Genomic DNA, 15,973 nt, shown 5'->3' with positions numbered 1-15,973 from the left:
AGCTGGGTAAAGCCTGGGCAGCATGGACCCCGGCGGTGGGTCGCCTAGCGGGCAAGCTACTACTAAGAGGGGAGAGCGCTGTGGCGAGTGATGAGCTGCCTGTGACTGCTTTTCCGTCCGTTGACGGCGCAGGCAGGTCATCCGATAGCGGTCTTTAGCGACGCAGGCAGATTCCAGCCCACTGCTCGGCTTCGCGGCGGGCTGAAGCCTCGTCATCGAAGTCGGCGATCAGGCCACCGTGCGCATACACCACCACCCAATTTTCCACTTTGGGTTGCAGCAGCAGGACGGGGGCAGAAGACAGAGTAGCGGAGTCCAACGATGCACAAGCCGTCATGTCATTCATAACGTTCCCTTTGAAGTTAGCTCGATGAATAGTCTGTTTTTATAGCGGTACCAGAAACGACACTTGGTGCTATCACTGGGCCACCTATGGACCTTGGTTGGGCTGAATGTTCCCTCAAAGCGTCAGCCACTCGTCAGAATGATAAAGGGCTGTCAAACGCTCGGCGCCGCACTGGCTCACAGAAAGATGTTTCAGGGATGACCATACGTCACCTTGCCTGTGTGCTCTTCCACGAAACCGAAGCGGGTTGCCCGGGAAGTTGTGATGGATGTCTTGCGTGTCTTGCCAGCTGGCTAACAGTCAGAGCATTAAATTTATTGTCACAAACTGGCCGGCCGCTCTAGATCGGGCTCCTGTTGCCGGGATCACGCGAAGCCCTTCATTCAGGCGTTTTTGGAGCTCAAGCGAAGCGGTTATCGCCAACGGGTTGACATTGAGTGAGTCTATTGGGTTAGCCTGAAAAGGAGCTGACGAACTATCGACTGCGATGGGCGTCAATCTCTTCGGTCGAGGCAAGGCGCCATGTCGTTCCCCAGGGAGCGACACCCAAGGGCTAGGCAGATCCGAGATCCGCAGTGCCCCGTTGGTCCAGCCGGCATACCCGCCATGCCCTGCTGTGTCTCGACCTTGAACCCGGACAGCCGTCCTGCGCCTCGCTCCTGTCGCGAGGTCCGCAATCGGAAGGCATGCGGCCTGTCCGCTCGTTGAAGGAGCCTGACATGGCGAAGTTCAAGACCCTCCTGCTCGGCACGGCCGTGGGAGTGGTGATCCTGGCACTGCTGGTGCACTGGATCGGTAGGGATACCCTCGGTACCTATCGCGTGGATCTGCTGTTCTATCTCCAGGCTCACCTCTACCTGGTGGCCGTCTCCATGGTTCTCGCCCTGCTGGTGGGCATACCGGCCGGGGTAATGCTCAGTCGGCCCCGCTTCGCCCGTAGTGCCGAACGCTTCATGCAGGTGTTCAACATCGGCAATACCGTGCCGCCGCTGGCGGTGCTGGCCATCGCCCTGGGCATCGTCGGCATCGGTGACGGTCCCGCGATCCTGGCACTGTTTCTCGCCTCGCTGCTGCCCATCGTGCGTAACACCTACGAGGGCCTGAAGAACGTACCGGGCTCGCTCAAGGAGGCCGCCACCGGCATCGGCATGACGCCTACCCAGGTGCTGACCAAGGTGGAGCTGCCCAATGCGGTACCCATCATCATCGGCGGGGTGCGGGTTGCCCTGGCGATCAACGTCGGTACCACGCCACTGGTATTCCTGATCGGCGCCAACAGCCTGGGCAGCCTGATCTTTCCCGCCATTGCCCTGGAGAACCAGCCCCAGCTGCTGCTGGGTGCCGCTGCCACCGCGCTGCTGGCGCTGCTGCTCGACGGTCTGGTGCTGCTCGCCAGCCGCCTTTGGCTGGAACGCGGCCTGGCCCGCTAAGGAGACGAGATGAAAAAGTTGCTTATCGCCCTCGGCGCGGCCTGGTTCGGTCTCATCCTGGCCAGTACTGCCCAGGCCGACCCGATCCGCATCGGTGCCAAGGTCTTTACCGAGCAGGCCATCCTTGGCGAACTCACCGGCCAGTATTTGGCCCAGCACGGCTATCAGCCGGAGATCGTCGGTGGTCTGGGCAGCACCATCGCCTGGAACGGTGTGAAGAACGCCCAGCTCGACCTCACCTGGGAATACACCGGTACCTCGCTGGTCGCCTACAACCACGTCACCGAGCGCCTGGACAAGGACGCCTCCTACCAGCGAGTCAAGCAGCTGGACGCCAAGGTCGGCCTGGCCTGGCTCGCCCCCACCCGCTTCAACAACACCTATGCGCTGGCGTTGCCGGAAAAGGTCGCCCAGCAGCATCCCGAGCTGAACAGTATCAGTGACCTGGCCCGGCTGCTCGAAGCCGAAGCCGGCAAGCAGCACCTGACGGCCCTGGACATTGAATTCGCCAATCGCTCCGACGGCCTCGCCGGGCTGGTGAAGGCCTATGGGCTGAAGTACACCCGCGACGACATCCGTCAGATGGATCCAGGGCTGGTCTACACCGCCCTGCGCAATGGCCAGGTATTCACGGGCCTCGTCTACACCACCGATGGCCGCCTGGATGCCTTCAAGCTCAAGGTGCTGGAGGATGACAAGGGCTATTTCCCCGACTACACCGCAGCGCCGGTGGTCAACGCCCGGTACCTGGCGAAGCATCCCGATCTCGCCGCGTTGCTCAAGCCCCTGGCCGAAAGCCTGGACCAGGCCACCATGCGCCAGCTCAATGCCAAGGTGGACATCGAGCGACAGACGCCGGCCCAGGTGGCCCGCGATTTCCTCGCCCAGCACCCTCTAAGCGGAGGGCAATGACCCATGGATTTCGTCACCTCCTTCAATCATATCGACTGGCTGCAGGTACTCGAGCTGACCCGCCAGCACATCACCCTGGTAGGCATCGCCGTGACCCTGGCGATCCTGGTGGGGGTACCCCTGGGCATCCTCATGACCCGCTATCCCTGGCTGGCCGGTCCCCTGCAGGCGCTGGCCACGGTGGTCATGACGGTGCCGTCCATCGCTCTGTTCGGCCTCTTGCTGCCGTTCTATTCCAAGTTCGGCCAGGGGCTCGGTCCGCTGCCGGCCATCACCGCGGTCTTTCTCTACTCGCTGCTGCCGATTCTGAGGAATACCTACCTGGCGCTGACTAGCGTCGAGCCGGGCATTCGCGAGGCGGGTGCCGGCATCGGCATGACCTTCTGGCAGCGCCTGCGCATGGTCGAACTGCCCATTGCCCTGCCGGTGATCCTCGCCGGAGTGCGCACCGCCGTGGTCATGAACATCGGCGTCATGACCATCGCCGCCACCATCGGCGCCGGTGGCCTGGGGGTGCTCATCCTTACCTCCATCAGCCGCAGTGACATGGCCACGCTCATCGTCGGTGCCGTGCTGGTCAGTCTGCTGGCCATCGTCGCCGACCTCGTCCTGCAGTGGCTGCAACGTCGCCTCACTCCGCGCGGCCTGCGCAGCGCTCATTAAGGAATCCCAGATGATCGAACTCGACCGCCTGACCAAGACCTTCAAGCAGCATGGCAAGGACGTGACCGCGGTGGATGCCGTAAGCCTCACCGTCGAAGAAGGCCAGATCTGTGTCTTCCTGGGCCCCTCCGGCTGCGGCAAGACCACCACCCTGAAGATGATCAACCGCCTCATCGAGCCCACCTCGGGGCGGGTGCTGATCAATGGCGAGGACACCACCGGCATCGACGAGGTGACCCTGCGGCGGCATATCGGCTACGTGATCCAGCAGATCGGCCTGTTTCCCAACATGACCATCGAGGAAAACATCACCGTGGTGCCCAAGCTGCTGGGCTGGGACAAGAAGAAGTGCCGCGAGCGCGCCACCGAGCTGATGAGCATGGTGCAGCTCGAACCCAAGCAGTACCTCTCGCGCTATCCACGCGAGCTGTCCGGCGGCCAGCAGCAGCGCATCGGCGTGATTCGCGCCCTGGCAGCCGAGGCGCCGCTGTTGTTGATGGACGAACCCTTCGGCGCGGTGGATCCGATCAACCGCGACGCCATCCAGAACGAGTTCTTCCAGATGCAGCGGGCGCTGAACAAGACGGTGATCATGGTCAGCCACGATATCGACGAGGCCATCCGCCTGGGCGACAAGATCGCCGTTTTCCGCGGCGGGCGCCTGGTGCAGTTCGATCATCCGGACACCCTGCTGGCGCACCCCAAGGATGACTTCGTCAGCAACTTCGTCGGTCAGGACAGCACCCTCAAGCGTCTGCTGCTGATCCGCGCCGAAGACGCCGCCGACAATGCACCCGCCATCCAGGCCGAGACCCTGATCGGCGACGCCGTGGAGTTGATGGAAGAGCACGACCGCCGCTACCTAGTGGTGACCGATGCGGCCAACAAGGGGCTGGGCTATGTGCGGCGCCGTGACCTGCGCGGTCAGAGCGGTCCGGTCGCGCCCTTCGTCACCCCGTTCAAGGCGACCGCGGCCTTCGACGAGCACCTGCGCATCCTGCTGTCACGCATGTACCAGTTCAACACTTCCTGGCTGCCGGTACTCAGCGCCGACAACGACTTCCTCGGCGAAGTCACCCAGGAATCCATCGCGGACTACCTGAGCAGCGGCCGTTCGCGGGGCAAGACCAGCATCGTCTCGCCCGCGGAGCAGGTGGCGGGGTAGGGCAGGGGAAGCCTATCGGCGCGGAGTCTGTTCAAAGGCTCGCGAGCTAGAGCCAAACAAGGCCTGGGCGGCCCCGCGAAGACACCTGAGGAAGCGGATCGGACTCGCGCTCGACCGGGCTCGCGCGCGAGTTTACGAAGGGTAGATGAGCGTTGCGACGGGGCCGCCCAGGTCGGGCTGGCGACCCAGGGCCTCTTCAACGCGGTTTGGCCGACGCGTAGCAGCCTTTGGATAGGCTCTCAGGGGCGGATCTCGATCATGGTGCCATCCTTGACCAGGCCCCAGACCTCGCGCATATCGTGGTTGGTCAGCGCGACGCAGCCATTGGTCCAGTTCAGCGAGTTGAAATACCACTCGGGGTATTCCTCGTCGATGGGCGTGCCATGCAGCATGATCATGCTGCCGGGGGGCACGCCAGCCTGGCGTGCGCGGGCCAGATCCTCCCGGTTGGGATAGGAGATGTGCATGGCCAGGTTGAACTTGTCGCTGGTCTTGCGCCAGTCGATCCAGTAGAAGCCTTCCGGCGTGCGCTGGTCGCCCTCGCGCAGCTTGGGGCCGCGGGGATTCTTGCCCAGCGAGACGCGATAGGACTTCATCACGGTATTGCCGCTGAGCAGCTGCAACTGATTGCGCGACTTGATCACCAGCACCTTGTCGATCAACGGCGCGGCCGGCTGGCGGATCACCGTGACGCTGGTGCTGGCTTGAGCCAACTGGGGAAGCAACGAACCGCACAGCACATAGCAGAGCGCCAACAACAGGTGCAACGGACGCATGTCGGGAAGATCCTCGGAAAGGCTCAGGCAGGCTTGCGCTCGACCACCATGGGTGCCATGCCCTCATGGCGCAGCGGAAAGTCGCCCTGACGGCGGTCAGCGAAAAAGCATTCTAGTGTTCGCTTGATGGTCGGAAAAGCCAGAGACGACCAGGGGATGTCGGCTTCGTCCAGAAGGCGTACGTCCAGGCTCTCCTCGCCGACGCCGAAGCGTCCGTCGACCAGTTCGGCGCGGAACAGCATGTAGATCTGATCGATGTGCGGCAGATCGAAGAGCGTATAGAGCTCCAGGCCTCGCACCTGGGCGCCGGCTTCCTCGAAGGTTTCGCGGGCCGCGGCCTCAAACGTGGTCTCGCCGTTCTCCATGAAACCCGCCGGCAGCGTCCAGTAGCCGCGTCGCGGCTCGATGGCGCGCTGGCAGAGCAGCACCCGGCCTTCCCAGGTCGCCAGGCAGCCGGCCACCACCCGCGGATTCTGGTAATGCACCGCGCCGCACTGGCTGCAGACCAGGCGCATCCGGTTGTCGCCCGCAGGAATGCGCTCTTCCAGCAGTCCGCCGCAGTGGTTGCAATGCTTCATGGCTTATCCTCGTTTTGCTGCAGTGTGCCGGGGTGATCCCGGGAGCCGCAAGCGATGGCTGGGCTTGGGATTGCCCGGCGGGCGTGCCATGATCCGGAGGATACGATGACCAAGGGAGAATTCCGGCGTGGATGAGTTGCTCCAGCGCCTGTGTCACTATCAGCCGCGCACCCTGAGCGGCACCGAGAACTATCGGGAAGCGGCGGTGCTGGTGCCCATCATCCGCGGCGAGCATCCCGAGTTGCTGCTCACCCTGAGGGCCAGCAACCTGTCCACCCATGGCGGAGAGGTGGCCCTGCCCGGTGGTCGCCGCGATCCCGAGGACGCCGACCTGGTCGCCACCGCGCTGCGCGAGGCCCAGGAAGAGGTCGGCCTGCCGCCCGGTCTGGTAGAGGTGATCGCCCCGCTGAGCCCGCTGGTGTCACGCTATGGGCTGGCGGTGACGCCCATCGTCGCCCTGATTCCCGATCAGCTCGAATACATTCCCAGCGAAGCAGAGATCGCCGCGATCTTCACCGTGCCCCTGCAGTTCTTTTGCGAGGTGCCGCCGGACTACACCCTCAGGGTCGACCACGCTGGCCTGCGCTGGCAGGTGCCCAGCTATCAGTATGGCGAGCACCGCATCTGGGGGCTGACGGCGGTGATCATCGTCGAACTGGTCAACCTGCTGTACGACGCCGGGATCAAGCTCAAGGCACCGCCCAAGCGGGATTGAGCGGCATCGACAAGGTAAAGGCACATGCCAAGTCGGGTATTAACGGGCACAATGCGCGGCCATTCGAGGGAAGCCGCATGAACACCGCCGATTCACCCGTGCGTTCGCCCTGCGTCCATGTCTGTGCCCTGGACGAACAGGACATCTGCATCGGCTGCCAACGCAGCGCCGCCGAGATCACCCGCTGGATGTCCATGAGCGACAGCGAGCGCCGCGAGGTGCTGCTGCGCTGCGACGAGCGTGCGCGGGCGGGCGGTGCGGCCTTCCTGACCTGATATCAGCCGGAGAGATCTGTCATGCCCCGTATCGGTACCCCCCTGTCCCCCAGCGCCACCCGCGTGCTGCTCTGCGGCTCCGGCGAACTGGGCAAGGAAGTCGTCATCGAACTGCAGCGCCTGGGCGTCGAAGTCATCGCCGTGGACCGCTATGCCGATGCCCCGGCCATGCAGGTCGCCCACCGCAGCCACGTCATCGACATGCTCGACGGCGCCGCCCTGCGTGCGGTGATCGAGCGTGAGCAGCCGCACTTCATCGTGCCGGAGATCGAGGCCATCGCCACCGCCACCCTGGTGGAGCTGGAAGGCGAGGGCTATACCGTGGTGCCCACCGCCCGCGCGGCCCAGCTGACCATGAATCGCGAAGGCATCCGTCGCCTGGCCGCCGAGGAACTCGGCCTGCCCACCTCGCCCTATCATTTCGCCGATACCTACGAAGACTACGCCGCCGCCGCCGAGGCGCTGGGCTATCCCTGCGTGGTCAAGCCGATCATGAGCTCTTCCGGCAAGGGCCAGAGCCTGCTGCGCAGCGCCGATGAGCTGCAGGCCGCCTGGCAATACGCCCAGGAAGGCGGACGGGCGGGCAAGGGCCGGGTGATCGTCGAGGGCTTCGTCGACTTCGACTACGAGATCACCCTGCTGACCGTGCGTCATGTCGGCGGTACCGCCTTCTGCGCGCCGGTGGGTCATCGCCAGGTCAAGGGCGACTACCACGAGTCCTGGCAGCCCCAGGCCATGAGCGACAAGGCCCTGGCCGAATCCGAGCGGGTCGCCCGCGCCGTCACCGAGGCCCTGGGTGGTCGCGGCCTGTTCGGCGTGGAGCTGTTCGTCAAGGGCGACCAGGTCTGGTTCAGCGAGGTCTCGCCGCGCCCTCACGACACCGGCCTGGTGACCCTGATCTCCCAGGACCTGTCCGAATTCGCCCTGCATGCCCGCGCCATTCTCGGCCTGCCGATCCCCACCATCCGCCAGTTCGGCCCTTCGGCCTCGGCGGTGATCCTGGTGGATGGCGAGTCGCGCCAGACCGCCTTCGCCAATCTGGGCGCGGCTCTGGCCGAACCCGATACCGCGCTGCGCCTGTTTGGCAAGCCCGAGGTCAAGGGGCAGCGGCGCATGGGGGTGGCACTGGCTCGGGACGAAAGCATCGAGGCTGCGCGGGCCAAGGCCGTGCGTGCTTCCCAGGCGGTAAAGGTCGAGCTGTAACGCCGACTGCGCGCCACGAAAAAGGGCCCCGCGGGGCCCTTTTTTATTGGCTAGACAATCTACAGCGACTGGTCGCGCGTCTCGCGCATGCAGAGCACCGCCAGCAGGCTGATGGCCGCCGCCGCCGAGACGTAGCCGCCCACCCAGCTCAGGCCGCCCGCTTCCACCAGTTGCTGCGCGGCATAGGGCGCTAGCGACGCGCCAAGGATGCCGCCCAGGTTATAGGCGGCCGAGGCGCCGGTATAGCGTACCCGGGTCGGGAAGATTTCCGGCAGCAGGGCGCCCATGGGGCCGAAGGTCATGCCCATCAGGAACAGCTCCAGCGCCAGGAACAGGCCCACCGCCTGGCTGGAGCCGTGGGTCAGCAGCGGCTCCATGGCAAAGCCGGACAGCAGCGCGGCGATGGCGCTCACCGCCAGCACCGGCTTGCGCCCGAAGCGATCGGCCAGCCAGGCCGACAGCGGCGTGGCCAGGGCCATGAACAGCACCGCGATGCACAGCAGGCCGAGGAATTCCTGCCGGCTGTAGCCGAGATTCTTCACTCCGTAGCTCAGCGAGAACACCGTGGAGATGTAGAAGAGGGCGTAGCACACCACCATGCTCAGGGCGCCCAGCAGCACCGCCTTGCCGTGCTTGCCGAAGGTCTCGACCATGGGTAGGCGCAGTTTCTCGCGGCGGGCCATGGCCTCGGCGAACACCGGTGTCTCGTGCAGCGACAGCCGCACATAGAGGCCGACCACCACCAGCAGCGCGCTGAGCAGGAAGGGAATGCGCCAGCCCCAGGCGCGGAACTGCTCGTCGTCCAGCAGCAGCGCCAGGGCCAGGAACAGGCCGTTGGCCATGAGGAAGCCGATGGAGGGGCCGAGCTGGGGGAACATGCCGAACCAGGCGCGCTTGCCGGGCGGGGCGTTCTCGGTGGCCAGCAGCGCCGCCCCGCCCCATTCGCCACCCAGTCCCAGGCCCTGGCCGAATCTCAGCAGACACAGCAGGATGGGCGCCCAGACGCCGATGCTGGCGTAGCCGGGCAGGAGGCCGATCAGGGTGGTGGAGATACCCATCAGCAGCAGCGAGGCCACCAGGGTGGACTTGCGGCCGATGCGGTCGCCGAAGTGGCCGAACAGCAGCGAACCCAGGGGGCGCGCCAGGAAGGCGATGCCAAAGGTGATGAAGGCGCTGAGGGTCTGGGCCATGCCCGCGCCCTGGGGAAAGAACACCGGGCCGATCACCAGGGCCGCAGCCGTGGCATAGACATAGAAATCGTAGAACTCGATGGCGGTGCCGATGAAACTGGCGGTGGCCACGCGGGTGGGAGAGTTGCGCGGCACGGAGGTGGGCGCGTCGAAGGCGGCAGCGGTCGTGGACATGCAGAGGTACCGGGCAGTCGTTCTTGTAGGAGGCGTCTGCCGGAGCGGCCCGATGGGGCAGCGGCTGTCCGAGGGTGGGGACGGGCGTGACGACCTGTTATGACGTGCCGGGCGCGACCTGGCTGTTGGCCGGGTCGCGCCGAACGTGGTTCGGTCGCCTGATTATGCAGGTAGCGGAATGACGACTGTCAACGATGCAGGATGAATTCCCGCACCAGCTTGCTACCGAAGTAGGCCAGCATCAGCAGGATGAAGCCCAGCAGCGTCCAGCGGATCGCCGTATGGCCGCGCCAGCCCAGGCGATGGCGGCCCCACAGCAGGATGCCGAACACCACCCAGGCGATGCAGGAGAGCACCGTCTTGTGGATCAGGTGCTGGGCGAACATATCCTCGACAAAGAACCAGCCGGAGATCAGCGCCAGTGACAGCACCACCCAGCCAGCCCAGAGAAAGCCGAACAGCAGGCTTTCCATGGTCTGTAGCGGCGGAAAACTGCGGATCAGTCCCGAGGGGTGCTTGTTCTTGAGTTGATGGTTCTGCAACAGCACCAGGCAGGACTGCAGCACCGCCAGGGTGAAGAGACCATAGGCGATGATCGACAGCAGTACGTGCACGACGATCTTGGGCGATACGTCCAGCGGCGTGACCGTGCCGGGCGGCACGAACTCGGCCAGCAGCGCGGTCACCGCACCCAGGGGATAGATCAACACCAGCAGCGGTTGCAGCGGCATGCGCAGGCAGCCGATCAGCATGAGCGCGATGGCAGTCGCCGAAATGAGGCTGGAGGCGTCGAAGAAATCCAGGCTCAGGGTCGGTTCGAGGATCAGCTGCAGGTAGACAGCCAGGGCGTGAGGCAGCAGGGCCAGGATGCCGGCGCCCAGGACCAGGGGCTTGCTCGATGGCTGTTTGCGCAGCAGGCAACTGCCCTGGTAGAGGGTCGCGAGCAGATAGAGGGCGGCGGCCAAAAGGGTGGGCAGCAGGGCGTGCATGGTCCGGTTTCAGCAGGGCGGAAAGCAGGCGAGTGTGGCACAGACAGGGCGGCACAGAAAGTCTGAGGCGCGCCCTGGCGCCTGTCGGGCAACCCGGCCGAACCCTGGCCGCCAATGGATGGTCCCATGAGGTACATATCTTGAAGAGGTCGCGACCATGCTTAAATTTCTCGGCGGTACCATGGGCATCATTTTTCTGATCGGCCTGGTGGTGGTTATCGGCATCTTCTCGCTGATTTTCTGACCCCATCCCTCGGGTACCGGCCTTGGCGCCGGTGCCTGTCTTCCTTTCCGCGGCTTCTCGTCGACGCGGGCACTGCTGACGGATTCACGCGGTACAGGCCCCAGCGGCTATCCCTGGCGCGGCGCTCTTTCGTTATACTTGTCGGTCAGCCGCCGTTTCTGCCCTGGATGTCCGCATGTTCGAGAATCTCACAGACCGCCTGTCCCAAAGCCTGCGCCACATTACCGGCAAGGCCAAGCTCACCGAAGACAACATCAAGGACACCCTGCGCGAGGTGCGCATGGCGCTGCTCGAGGCGGACGTCGCCTTGCCGGTGGTCAAGGAGTTCGTCAACCGGGTCAAGGAGCGGGCGGTCGGTACCGAGGTATCCAAGAGCCTGACCCCGGGCCAGGCCTTCGTGAAGATCGTTCGCGCCGAGCTGGAAGCCATCATGGGCGCGGCCAACGAAGACCTGGCGCTCAACGTGGCGCCACCGGCAGTCATCCTCATGGCTGGTCTGCAGGGTGCGGGCAAGACCACCACCGCGGGCAAGCTGGCGCGCTTCCTCAAGGAGCGCAAGAAGAAGACCGTCATGGTCGTTTCCGCCGACGTCTATCGTCCGGCCGCGATCAAGCAGCTGGAAACCCTGGCCGGGGAGGTGGGGGTCACCTTCTTCCCCTCCGACATCAGTCAGAAGCCGGTGGATATCGCCCAGGCCGCCATCCGCGAAGCCAAGCTGAAGTTCATCGACGTGGTCATCGTCGATACCGCCGGTCGTCTGCACATCGATAGCGAGATGATGGCGGAGATCCAGCAGGTCCACGCCGCCACCAAGCCGGCCGAGACCCTGTTCGTGGTCGATGCCATGACCGGCCAGGACGCCGCCAACACCGCCAAGGCCTTCAACGATGCCCTGCCGCTCACCGGCGTGATCCTGACCAAGGTCGACGGTGACGCCCGTGGTGGTGCCGCCCTGTCGGTTCGCCACATCACCGGCAAGCCGATCAAGTTCATCGGCATGGGCGAGAAGAGCGAAGCCCTCGATCCTTTCCACCCTGACCGTGTCGCCTCGCGCATCCTTGGCATGGGTGACGTCCTCTCGCTGATCGAGCAGGCCGAGCAGACCCTGGATCGGGAAAAGGCCGACAAGCTGGCCAAGAAGCTCAAGAAGGGCAAGGGCTTCGATCTCGAGGATTTCCGCGACCAGCTGCGCCAGATGAAAAACATGGGCGGCCTGGGTTCGCTGATGGACAAGCTGCCGACCATGATGGGTGGCATGAACATCCAGCAGATGGGCAATGCCCAGGGCGCGGCGGAAAAGCACTTCAAGCAGATGGAAGCCATCATCGACTCCATGACCCCGGCCGAGCGCCGTGATCCGGAGATGATCAGCGGCTCGCGCAAGAAACGCATCGCGTTGGGTTCGGGTACCCAGGTGCAGGACGTCGGTCGTCTCATCAAGCAGCACAAGCAGATGCAGAAGATGATGAAAAAGGTCACCGCCAAGGGCGGCATGGCCAAGATGATGCGCGGCATGGGCAGCATGTTGCCCGGCGGTGGCATGCCCAAGATGTGATCCCCGGTGCCGCCCGTCGCCAGACGGTCGGCCCTGGAAAGAACTCTGCGAAGGGCAGTGGCACCAGTATTGATGCGCCTTCGCGAGTGGCTCGGCGCCGTTGTCCGAGCCTTCAGTCCGCCCCGATGCCGGAAGTGCCGTCAAAAGCCATTGGCAAAAAGGGTGGCAGCCCTTAGAATATGCGGCCTTTCGGGCCATGTGGCCCAGCGTGCCCACTGTTTCAAGCACCGACTACAGGAACGAAGTTCAATGGTAACCATCCGTCTAGCCCGTGGCGGCTCCAAGAAGCGCCCCTTCTACCACCTGACCGTGACCAACAGCCGCAATGCGCGTGATGGTCGCTTCGTTGAGCGCATCGGTTTCTTCAACCCGATCGCCAGCGGCGCCGAAATCCGTCTGTCGGTGGATCAAGAGCGTGCCAGCTACTGGCTGTCGCAGGGCGCCCAGCCGTCCGAGCGCGTTGCTCAGCTGCTCAAGAGCGCTCAGGCTACCGCCTGAAGACCATGAGTACGCCGACCCCCGCCCCCGACCTGGTGGTCCTGGGCAAGATAGTTTCGGTCTTCGGCGTACGCGGTGAGCTCAAGATCTACTCCTTTACCGATCCGCTCGACAATCTGCTGGACTATCGGACCTGGACGCTGCGGCGCGAAGGCGAGATCCGGCAGGTCAAGGTGCTCGGCGGTCGGCTGCACGGCAAGGTTCTGACGGTACGTCTGCAGGGCCTGGATGATCGCGAAGAGGCCCGTCTCATGGCCGGTTTCGAGATCTGCGTGCCGCGTAGTGAATTGCCCCAGCTGGGCGCCGGCGACTATTACTGGCATCAGTTGGAAGGTCTCAAGGTGATCAATCGCGAAGGCCAGTGGCTGGGTGTGGTGGATCATCTGCTGGAGACCGGGGCCAACGACGTCATGGTGGTCAAGCCCAGTGCTGGCAGCCTCGACGATCGTGAGCGTCTACTGCCCTATCTGCCTGACCAGTACGTGCTGGCGGTGGATCTGGCCAAGGGCGAGATGCAGGTCGACTGGGACGCGGATTTCTAATCCATGCGTATCGATGTCATCAGCCTCTTTCCCGAGATGTTCGAGGCCGTGAGCGCCTATGGCGTGAGCGGTCGCGCGATGAAGCAGGGGCTCCTGGAACTGACCTGCTACAACCCGCGCAGCTATACCGAGGATCGCCACCAGACCGTGGACGACCGGCCCTTTGGCGGCGGTCCCGGGATGGTCATGAAGATCCAGCCGCTGGAGCGCGCCCTGGCCGATGCCAAGGGTGATTCGGCGGCGAAGGTGATCTACCTGTCCCCCCAGGGTCGCAAGCTCGACCAGGCGGCGGTACGGGAACTGGCGCAGGAGGAGCATCTGATCCTCATCGCCGGGCGTTACGAAGGTATCGACGAGCGTTTCATCGAGACGCACGTGGATGAAGAATGGTCGATTGGCGACTATGTGCTGTCCGGCGGTGAATTGCCGGCCATGGTGCTGATCGATGGGGTTACGCGACTGCTGCCCGGAGCCTTGGGGCATGTGGATTCCGCCGAGCAGGACTCGTTTACCGACGGCCTGCTCGATTGCCCGCACTACACCCGACCCGAGGTGTACGAGGGCCGTCGCGTACCCGACGTGTTGCTCAGTGGTAACCACGAGCATATCCGGCGCTGGCGCCTGCAGCAGTCCCTGGGACGCACTGCGGAGCGACGCGCCGATCTTCTGGATGGCCGCTCGCTTTCTGGAGAAGAGCAGAACCTGTTGGCGGAATACCTTCGTCAGCGGAACGATAGTTAGGTATCGATGGCGGGCCGCGGCCTGTCTTAGGAGCAGAGTGACATGACCAACAAAATCATTGCCCAGATCGAAGCTGAGCAGATGAACAAGGAAATCCCGGCGTTCGCCCCCGGCGACACCGTGATCGTCCAGGTGAAGGTGAAGGAAGGCGACCGTCAGCGTCTGCAGGCCTTCGAAGGCGTGGTGATCGGCAAGCGTAACCGCGGCCTGAACAGCGCCTTCACCGTGCGCAAGATCTCCAACGGCGTTGGTGTCGAGCGTACCTTCCAGACCTACAGCCCGCTGGTCGACAGCCTGAGCGTCAAGCGTCGCGGTGACGTGCGCAAGGCCAAGCTGTACTACCTGCGCGAACTGTCCGGCAAGGCTGCCCGCATCAAGGAAAAGCTTTCCTGATCGCGGCGTGACCAGAAAAAAGCAGCTTCGGCTGCTTTTTTCGTTTCTGAGGTTCGAGGTAAGACATGACGACCCGCGAAGCGGAAATCCAGCGGCGCACCGCGCTGTCGGAAACCCGGGTGGCCAAGGCGGTTTTCCCGCCCACCACCAATCATCACCACACCCTGTTCGGCGGCACTGCCCTGGCCTGGATGGATGAGGTGTCCTTCATCACCGCGACGCGCTTCTGCCGCAAGCCGCTGGTGACGGTCTCCACCGATCGCATCGACTTCAATCATCCGATTCCCGCCGGCTCCATCGTCGAACTGATCGGGCGGGTGGTGAAGGTCGGCAGTACCAGCATCAAGGTGCAGGTCGAGGTCTTCGTCGAGGGCATGTTGGCGGAAGGGCGCGAGCGCGCCATCAACGGTGCTTTCAGCTTTGTCGCGGTCGACGACGAGGGCAAGCCGACGCCGGTGCTGCCCGGATTCGCCGCGTGAGCGCCGAGCGGCTGATCGAGGAGTTCCTCGACGCCCTGTGGCTGGAGAAGGGGCTGTCGCCCCATACCCGCAGCGCCTACCGCACCGATCTGCTGGCCTTCGCCCGCTGGCTGGAGGGCAGGGGGCTGACCCTGGAGAGTCTGGGGCGCGACGCCGTGCTCGATCACCTCGGCTGGCGGCTGAGCGAAGGCTACCAGGCGCGTTCCACCGCGCGTTTCCTCTCCGGCCTGCGCAGCTTCTACAAGTATGCCGTGCGCGAGGGGCGGGTCGCCGAGGATCCGACGTTGCTGGTGAGCATGCCGCAGCTGGGCGCGCCGCTGCCCAAGAGCCTGTCCGAGGCGGACGTGGAAGCCCTGCTGGCCGCGCCGGATACCGAGGACACCCTGGGCCTGCGCGATCGCACCATGCTCGAGGTGCTCTATGCCACCGGGCTGCGGGTGACCGAGCTGATCAGCCTGACCCTGGACGAGATCAACCTGCGCGAGGGCTCGCTGCGGGTGTTCGGCAAGGGCAGCAAGGAACGGCTGATTCCCCTGGGCGAAGAGGCCATCGCCTGGTTGGAGGACTATCTCAAGACCGCGCGACCGCTACTGCTAGGCGGCCAGCCCGGTGACATCCTTTTCCCCAGCCAGAGAGGTACGCCCATGACCCGGCAGACCTTCTGGCACCGCATCAAGCTGCATGCCCAGGTGGCCGGCATCCGCACCTCGCTGTCGCCGCATACCCTCAGGCACGCCTTCGCTACCCACCTGCTCAACCACGGCGCCGACCTGCGCACGGTGCAGATGCTGCTCGGCCATACCAGTCTGTCCACCACCCAGATCTATACCCATGTCGCCCGGGTGCGGCTGCAGCAACTGCACGCCCAGCACCATCCGCGCGGCTAGGGCGGTGTTTCAGAAGTTCGCGCAAGAATTGGCGAGTGATTTTGGTTTCTGAACCAGGCGCCGGGACGAGTCATAGCAGGGCTATGGCGAGGAGCGGCAACGCCGCTCAGGGATCAAAAGCGCCGCCAAAATTGCGTAGATACTTCTGAAGCCCCGCCCTGGGGCGGGACCGCCGTAGCCGGCAGGTCTGTGGTAGGCTTGCCGGCGTCTCAACAGGA

General features: G+C 64.4%; 20 protein-coding genes. 15 read left to right on the top strand and 5 right to left on the bottom strand.

What is annotated here, in order from left to right; translation table 11 throughout:
* Nucleotides 1–154: 154 nt before the first annotated feature.
* Nucleotides 155–346 carry a hypothetical protein gene (locus tag ACWPW1_RS18385; RefSeq protein ID WP_156428972.1) on the bottom strand — a complete coding sequence of 64 codons (192 nt, stop codon included), beginning with the start codon at nucleotides 344–346 and terminating at the stop codon, nucleotides 155–157.
* A gap of 719 nt (nucleotides 347–1,065) precedes the next feature.
* Between ACWPW1_RS18385 and ACWPW1_RS18380 the strand changes: the two genes are divergently transcribed.
* The 4 genes from ACWPW1_RS18380 to ACWPW1_RS18365 are packed head-to-tail and all read left to right on the top strand — an operon-like array spanning nucleotide 1,066 to nucleotide 4,516.
* Entirely contained in the window at nucleotides 1,066–1,776 is a 711-nt protein-coding gene (locus ACWPW1_RS18380; protein WP_454253623.1) for an ABC transporter permease, read from the top strand.
* A gap of 9 nt (nucleotides 1,777–1,785) precedes the next feature.
* The gene (locus ACWPW1_RS18375) at nucleotides 1,786–2,688 is read left to right on the top strand and encodes a glycine betaine ABC transporter substrate-binding protein (protein WP_313648268.1); all 903 of its coding nucleotides are present in this window, start codon (nucleotides 1,786–1,788) and stop codon (nucleotides 2,686–2,688) included.
* A gap of 3 nt (nucleotides 2,689–2,691) precedes the next feature.
* Complete coding sequence (locus ACWPW1_RS18370) at nucleotides 2,692–3,351, top strand: ABC transporter permease (protein ID WP_059316061.1); 660 nt, start codon at nucleotides 2,692–2,694, stop codon at nucleotides 3,349–3,351.
* 10 nt (nucleotides 3,352–3,361) lie between these two features.
* Nucleotides 3,362–4,516, top strand: coding sequence for an ABC transporter ATP-binding protein (locus tag ACWPW1_RS18365; RefSeq protein WP_059316060.1), 1,155 nt, complete (start codon nucleotides 3,362–3,364; stop codon nucleotides 4,514–4,516).
* 239 nt (nucleotides 4,517–4,755) lie between these two features.
* Here ACWPW1_RS18365 and ACWPW1_RS18360 read toward each other — a convergent pair whose 3' ends face one another.
* Both ACWPW1_RS18360 and ACWPW1_RS18355 read right to left on the bottom strand, forming a co-directional pair.
* A complete protein-coding gene (locus ACWPW1_RS18360) occupies nucleotides 4,756–5,229 on the bottom strand; it encodes a L,D-transpeptidase family protein (protein WP_423815097.1) in 474 nt (157 codons plus the stop codon).
* A gap of 86 nt (nucleotides 5,230–5,315) precedes the next feature.
* Nucleotides 5,316–5,870, bottom strand: a complete 555-nt coding sequence (locus tag ACWPW1_RS18355; protein ID WP_454253622.1) for an NUDIX hydrolase — start codon at nucleotides 5,868–5,870, stop codon at nucleotides 5,316–5,318.
* 127 nt (nucleotides 5,871–5,997) lie between these two features.
* Between ACWPW1_RS18355 and ACWPW1_RS18350 the strand changes: the two genes are divergently transcribed.
* The 3 genes from ACWPW1_RS18350 (at nucleotide 5,998) to purT (ending at nucleotide 8,063) form a co-directional block, all read left to right on the top strand.
* The gene (locus ACWPW1_RS18350; protein ID WP_454253621.1) at nucleotides 5,998–6,585 is read left to right on the top strand and encodes a CoA pyrophosphatase; all 588 of its coding nucleotides are present in this window, start codon (nucleotides 5,998–6,000) and stop codon (nucleotides 6,583–6,585) included.
* 77 nt (nucleotides 6,586–6,662) lie between these two features.
* The gene (locus ACWPW1_RS18345; RefSeq protein ID WP_454253620.1) at nucleotides 6,663–6,860 is read left to right on the top strand and encodes a DUF1289 domain-containing protein; all 198 of its coding nucleotides are present in this window, start codon (nucleotides 6,663–6,665) and stop codon (nucleotides 6,858–6,860) included.
* Between the two features lie 21 nt (nucleotides 6,861–6,881).
* Complete coding sequence (gene purT, locus ACWPW1_RS18340) at nucleotides 6,882–8,063, top strand: formate-dependent phosphoribosylglycinamide formyltransferase (protein ID WP_059316055.1); 1,182 nt, start codon at nucleotides 6,882–6,884, stop codon at nucleotides 8,061–8,063.
* Between the two features lie 59 nt (nucleotides 8,064–8,122).
* Here the strand turns inward: purT and ACWPW1_RS18335 are convergent, their stop codons facing one another.
* Both ACWPW1_RS18335 and ACWPW1_RS18330 read right to left on the bottom strand, forming a co-directional pair.
* Nucleotides 8,123–9,427 carry an MFS transporter gene (locus ACWPW1_RS18335; RefSeq protein WP_059316054.1) on the bottom strand — a complete coding sequence of 435 codons (1,305 nt, stop codon included), beginning with the start codon at nucleotides 9,425–9,427 and terminating at the stop codon, nucleotides 8,123–8,125.
* Between the two features lie 188 nt (nucleotides 9,428–9,615).
* Nucleotides 9,616–10,416 carry a cytochrome C assembly family protein gene (locus ACWPW1_RS18330; RefSeq protein ID WP_059316053.1) on the bottom strand — a complete coding sequence of 267 codons (801 nt, stop codon included), beginning with the start codon at nucleotides 10,414–10,416 and terminating at the stop codon, nucleotides 9,616–9,618.
* A gap of 157 nt (nucleotides 10,417–10,573) precedes the next feature.
* Here ACWPW1_RS18330 and ACWPW1_RS18325 point away from each other — a divergent pair, with 157 nt between their 5' ends.
* From ACWPW1_RS18325 to xerD, 8 genes are all read left to right on the top strand, one after another.
* Nucleotides 10,574–10,660: a small membrane protein YohP gene (locus ACWPW1_RS18325; RefSeq protein ID WP_108582491.1), complete on the top strand. Its 87-nt coding sequence runs from the start codon at nucleotides 10,574–10,576 to the stop codon at nucleotides 10,658–10,660.
* Between the two features lie 175 nt (nucleotides 10,661–10,835).
* Complete coding sequence (ffh, locus tag ACWPW1_RS18320) at nucleotides 10,836–12,215, top strand: signal recognition particle protein (protein ID WP_059316052.1); 1,380 nt, start codon at nucleotides 10,836–10,838, stop codon at nucleotides 12,213–12,215.
* 249 nt (nucleotides 12,216–12,464) lie between these two features.
* A complete protein-coding gene (gene rpsP / locus ACWPW1_RS18315) occupies nucleotides 12,465–12,713 on the top strand; it encodes a 30S ribosomal protein S16 (protein WP_059316051.1) in 249 nt (82 codons plus the stop codon).
* 5 nt (nucleotides 12,714–12,718) lie between these two features.
* Nucleotides 12,719–13,255 carry a ribosome maturation factor RimM gene (gene rimM / locus ACWPW1_RS18310; protein WP_059316050.1) on the top strand — a complete coding sequence of 179 codons (537 nt, stop codon included), beginning with the start codon at nucleotides 12,719–12,721 and terminating at the stop codon, nucleotides 13,253–13,255.
* Between the two features lie 3 nt (nucleotides 13,256–13,258).
* Nucleotides 13,259–13,996, top strand: a complete 738-nt coding sequence (gene trmD / locus ACWPW1_RS18305) for a tRNA (guanosine(37)-N1)-methyltransferase TrmD (protein ID WP_059316049.1) — start codon at nucleotides 13,259–13,261, stop codon at nucleotides 13,994–13,996.
* 42 nt (nucleotides 13,997–14,038) lie between these two features.
* The gene (gene rplS, locus ACWPW1_RS18300; RefSeq protein WP_007160957.1) at nucleotides 14,039–14,389 is read left to right on the top strand and encodes a 50S ribosomal protein L19; all 351 of its coding nucleotides are present in this window, start codon (nucleotides 14,039–14,041) and stop codon (nucleotides 14,387–14,389) included.
* 65 nt (nucleotides 14,390–14,454) lie between these two features.
* Nucleotides 14,455–14,868: an acyl-CoA thioesterase gene (locus ACWPW1_RS18295; RefSeq protein WP_454253619.1), complete on the top strand. Its 414-nt coding sequence runs from the start codon at nucleotides 14,455–14,457 to the stop codon at nucleotides 14,866–14,868.
* On the top strand, nucleotides 14,865–15,755 hold the full coding sequence (xerD, locus tag ACWPW1_RS18290; protein WP_434774933.1) for a site-specific tyrosine recombinase XerD: 891 nt from the start codon (nucleotides 14,865–14,867) through the stop codon (nucleotides 15,753–15,755). The genes ACWPW1_RS18295 and xerD overlap by 4 nt, the downstream gene beginning before the upstream one ends.
* Nucleotides 15,756–15,973 lie beyond the last annotated feature (218 nt).

It is taken from the genome of Pseudomonas sp. Marseille-Q7302, assembly GCF_965111925.1.
The sequence above is the reverse complement of the archived record's forward strand: the minus strand, read 5'-3'. Positions and strand labels throughout refer to the sequence as shown.

Bases quoted from the DNA above. Each gene is read 5' to 3' on its own strand.
- ffh (WP_059316052.1), top strand. From the start codon at position 10,836: ATGTTCGAGAATCTCACAGACCGCCTGTCCCAAAGCCTGCGCCACATT.
- rplS (WP_007160957.1), top strand. From the start codon at position 14,039: ATGACCAACAAAATCATTGCCCAGATCGAAGCTGAGCAGATGAACAAG.
- purT (WP_059316055.1), top strand. From the start codon at position 6,882: ATGCCCCGTATCGGTACCCCCCTGTCCCCCAGCGCCACCCGCGTGCTG.
- trmD (WP_059316049.1), top strand. From the start codon at position 13,259: ATGCGTATCGATGTCATCAGCCTCTTTCCCGAGATGTTCGAGGCCGTG.
- ACWPW1_RS18295 (WP_454253619.1), top strand. From the start codon at position 14,455: ATGACGACCCGCGAAGCGGAAATCCAGCGGCGCACCGCGCTGTCGGAA.
- ACWPW1_RS18370 (WP_059316061.1), top strand. From the start codon at position 2,692: ATGGATTTCGTCACCTCCTTCAATCATATCGACTGGCTGCAGGTACTC.
- ACWPW1_RS18355 (WP_454253622.1), bottom strand. From the start codon at position 5,870: ATGAAGCATTGCAACCACTGCGGCGGACTGCTGGAAGAGCGCATTCCT.
- ACWPW1_RS18365 (WP_059316060.1), top strand. From the start codon at position 3,362: ATGATCGAACTCGACCGCCTGACCAAGACCTTCAAGCAGCATGGCAAG.
- ACWPW1_RS18335 (WP_059316054.1), bottom strand. From the start codon at position 9,427: ATGTCCACGACCGCTGCCGCCTTCGACGCGCCCACCTCCGTGCCGCGC.
- rimM (WP_059316050.1), top strand. From the start codon at position 12,719: ATGAGTACGCCGACCCCCGCCCCCGACCTGGTGGTCCTGGGCAAGATA.
- rpsP (WP_059316051.1), top strand. From the start codon at position 12,465: ATGGTAACCATCCGTCTAGCCCGTGGCGGCTCCAAGAAGCGCCCCTTC.
- ACWPW1_RS18345 (WP_454253620.1), top strand. From the start codon at position 6,663: ATGAACACCGCCGATTCACCCGTGCGTTCGCCCTGCGTCCATGTCTGT.
- ACWPW1_RS18385 (WP_156428972.1), bottom strand. From the start codon at position 346: ATGAATGACATGACGGCTTGTGCATCGTTGGACTCCGCTACTCTGTCT.
- ACWPW1_RS18325 (WP_108582491.1), top strand. From the start codon at position 10,574: ATGCTTAAATTTCTCGGCGGTACCATGGGCATCATTTTTCTGATCGGC.
- ACWPW1_RS18380 (WP_454253623.1), top strand. From the start codon at position 1,066: ATGGCGAAGTTCAAGACCCTCCTGCTCGGCACGGCCGTGGGAGTGGTG.
- ACWPW1_RS18375 (WP_313648268.1), top strand. From the start codon at position 1,786: ATGAAAAAGTTGCTTATCGCCCTCGGCGCGGCCTGGTTCGGTCTCATC.
- ACWPW1_RS18330 (WP_059316053.1), bottom strand. From the start codon at position 10,416: ATGCACGCCCTGCTGCCCACCCTTTTGGCCGCCGCCCTCTATCTGCTC.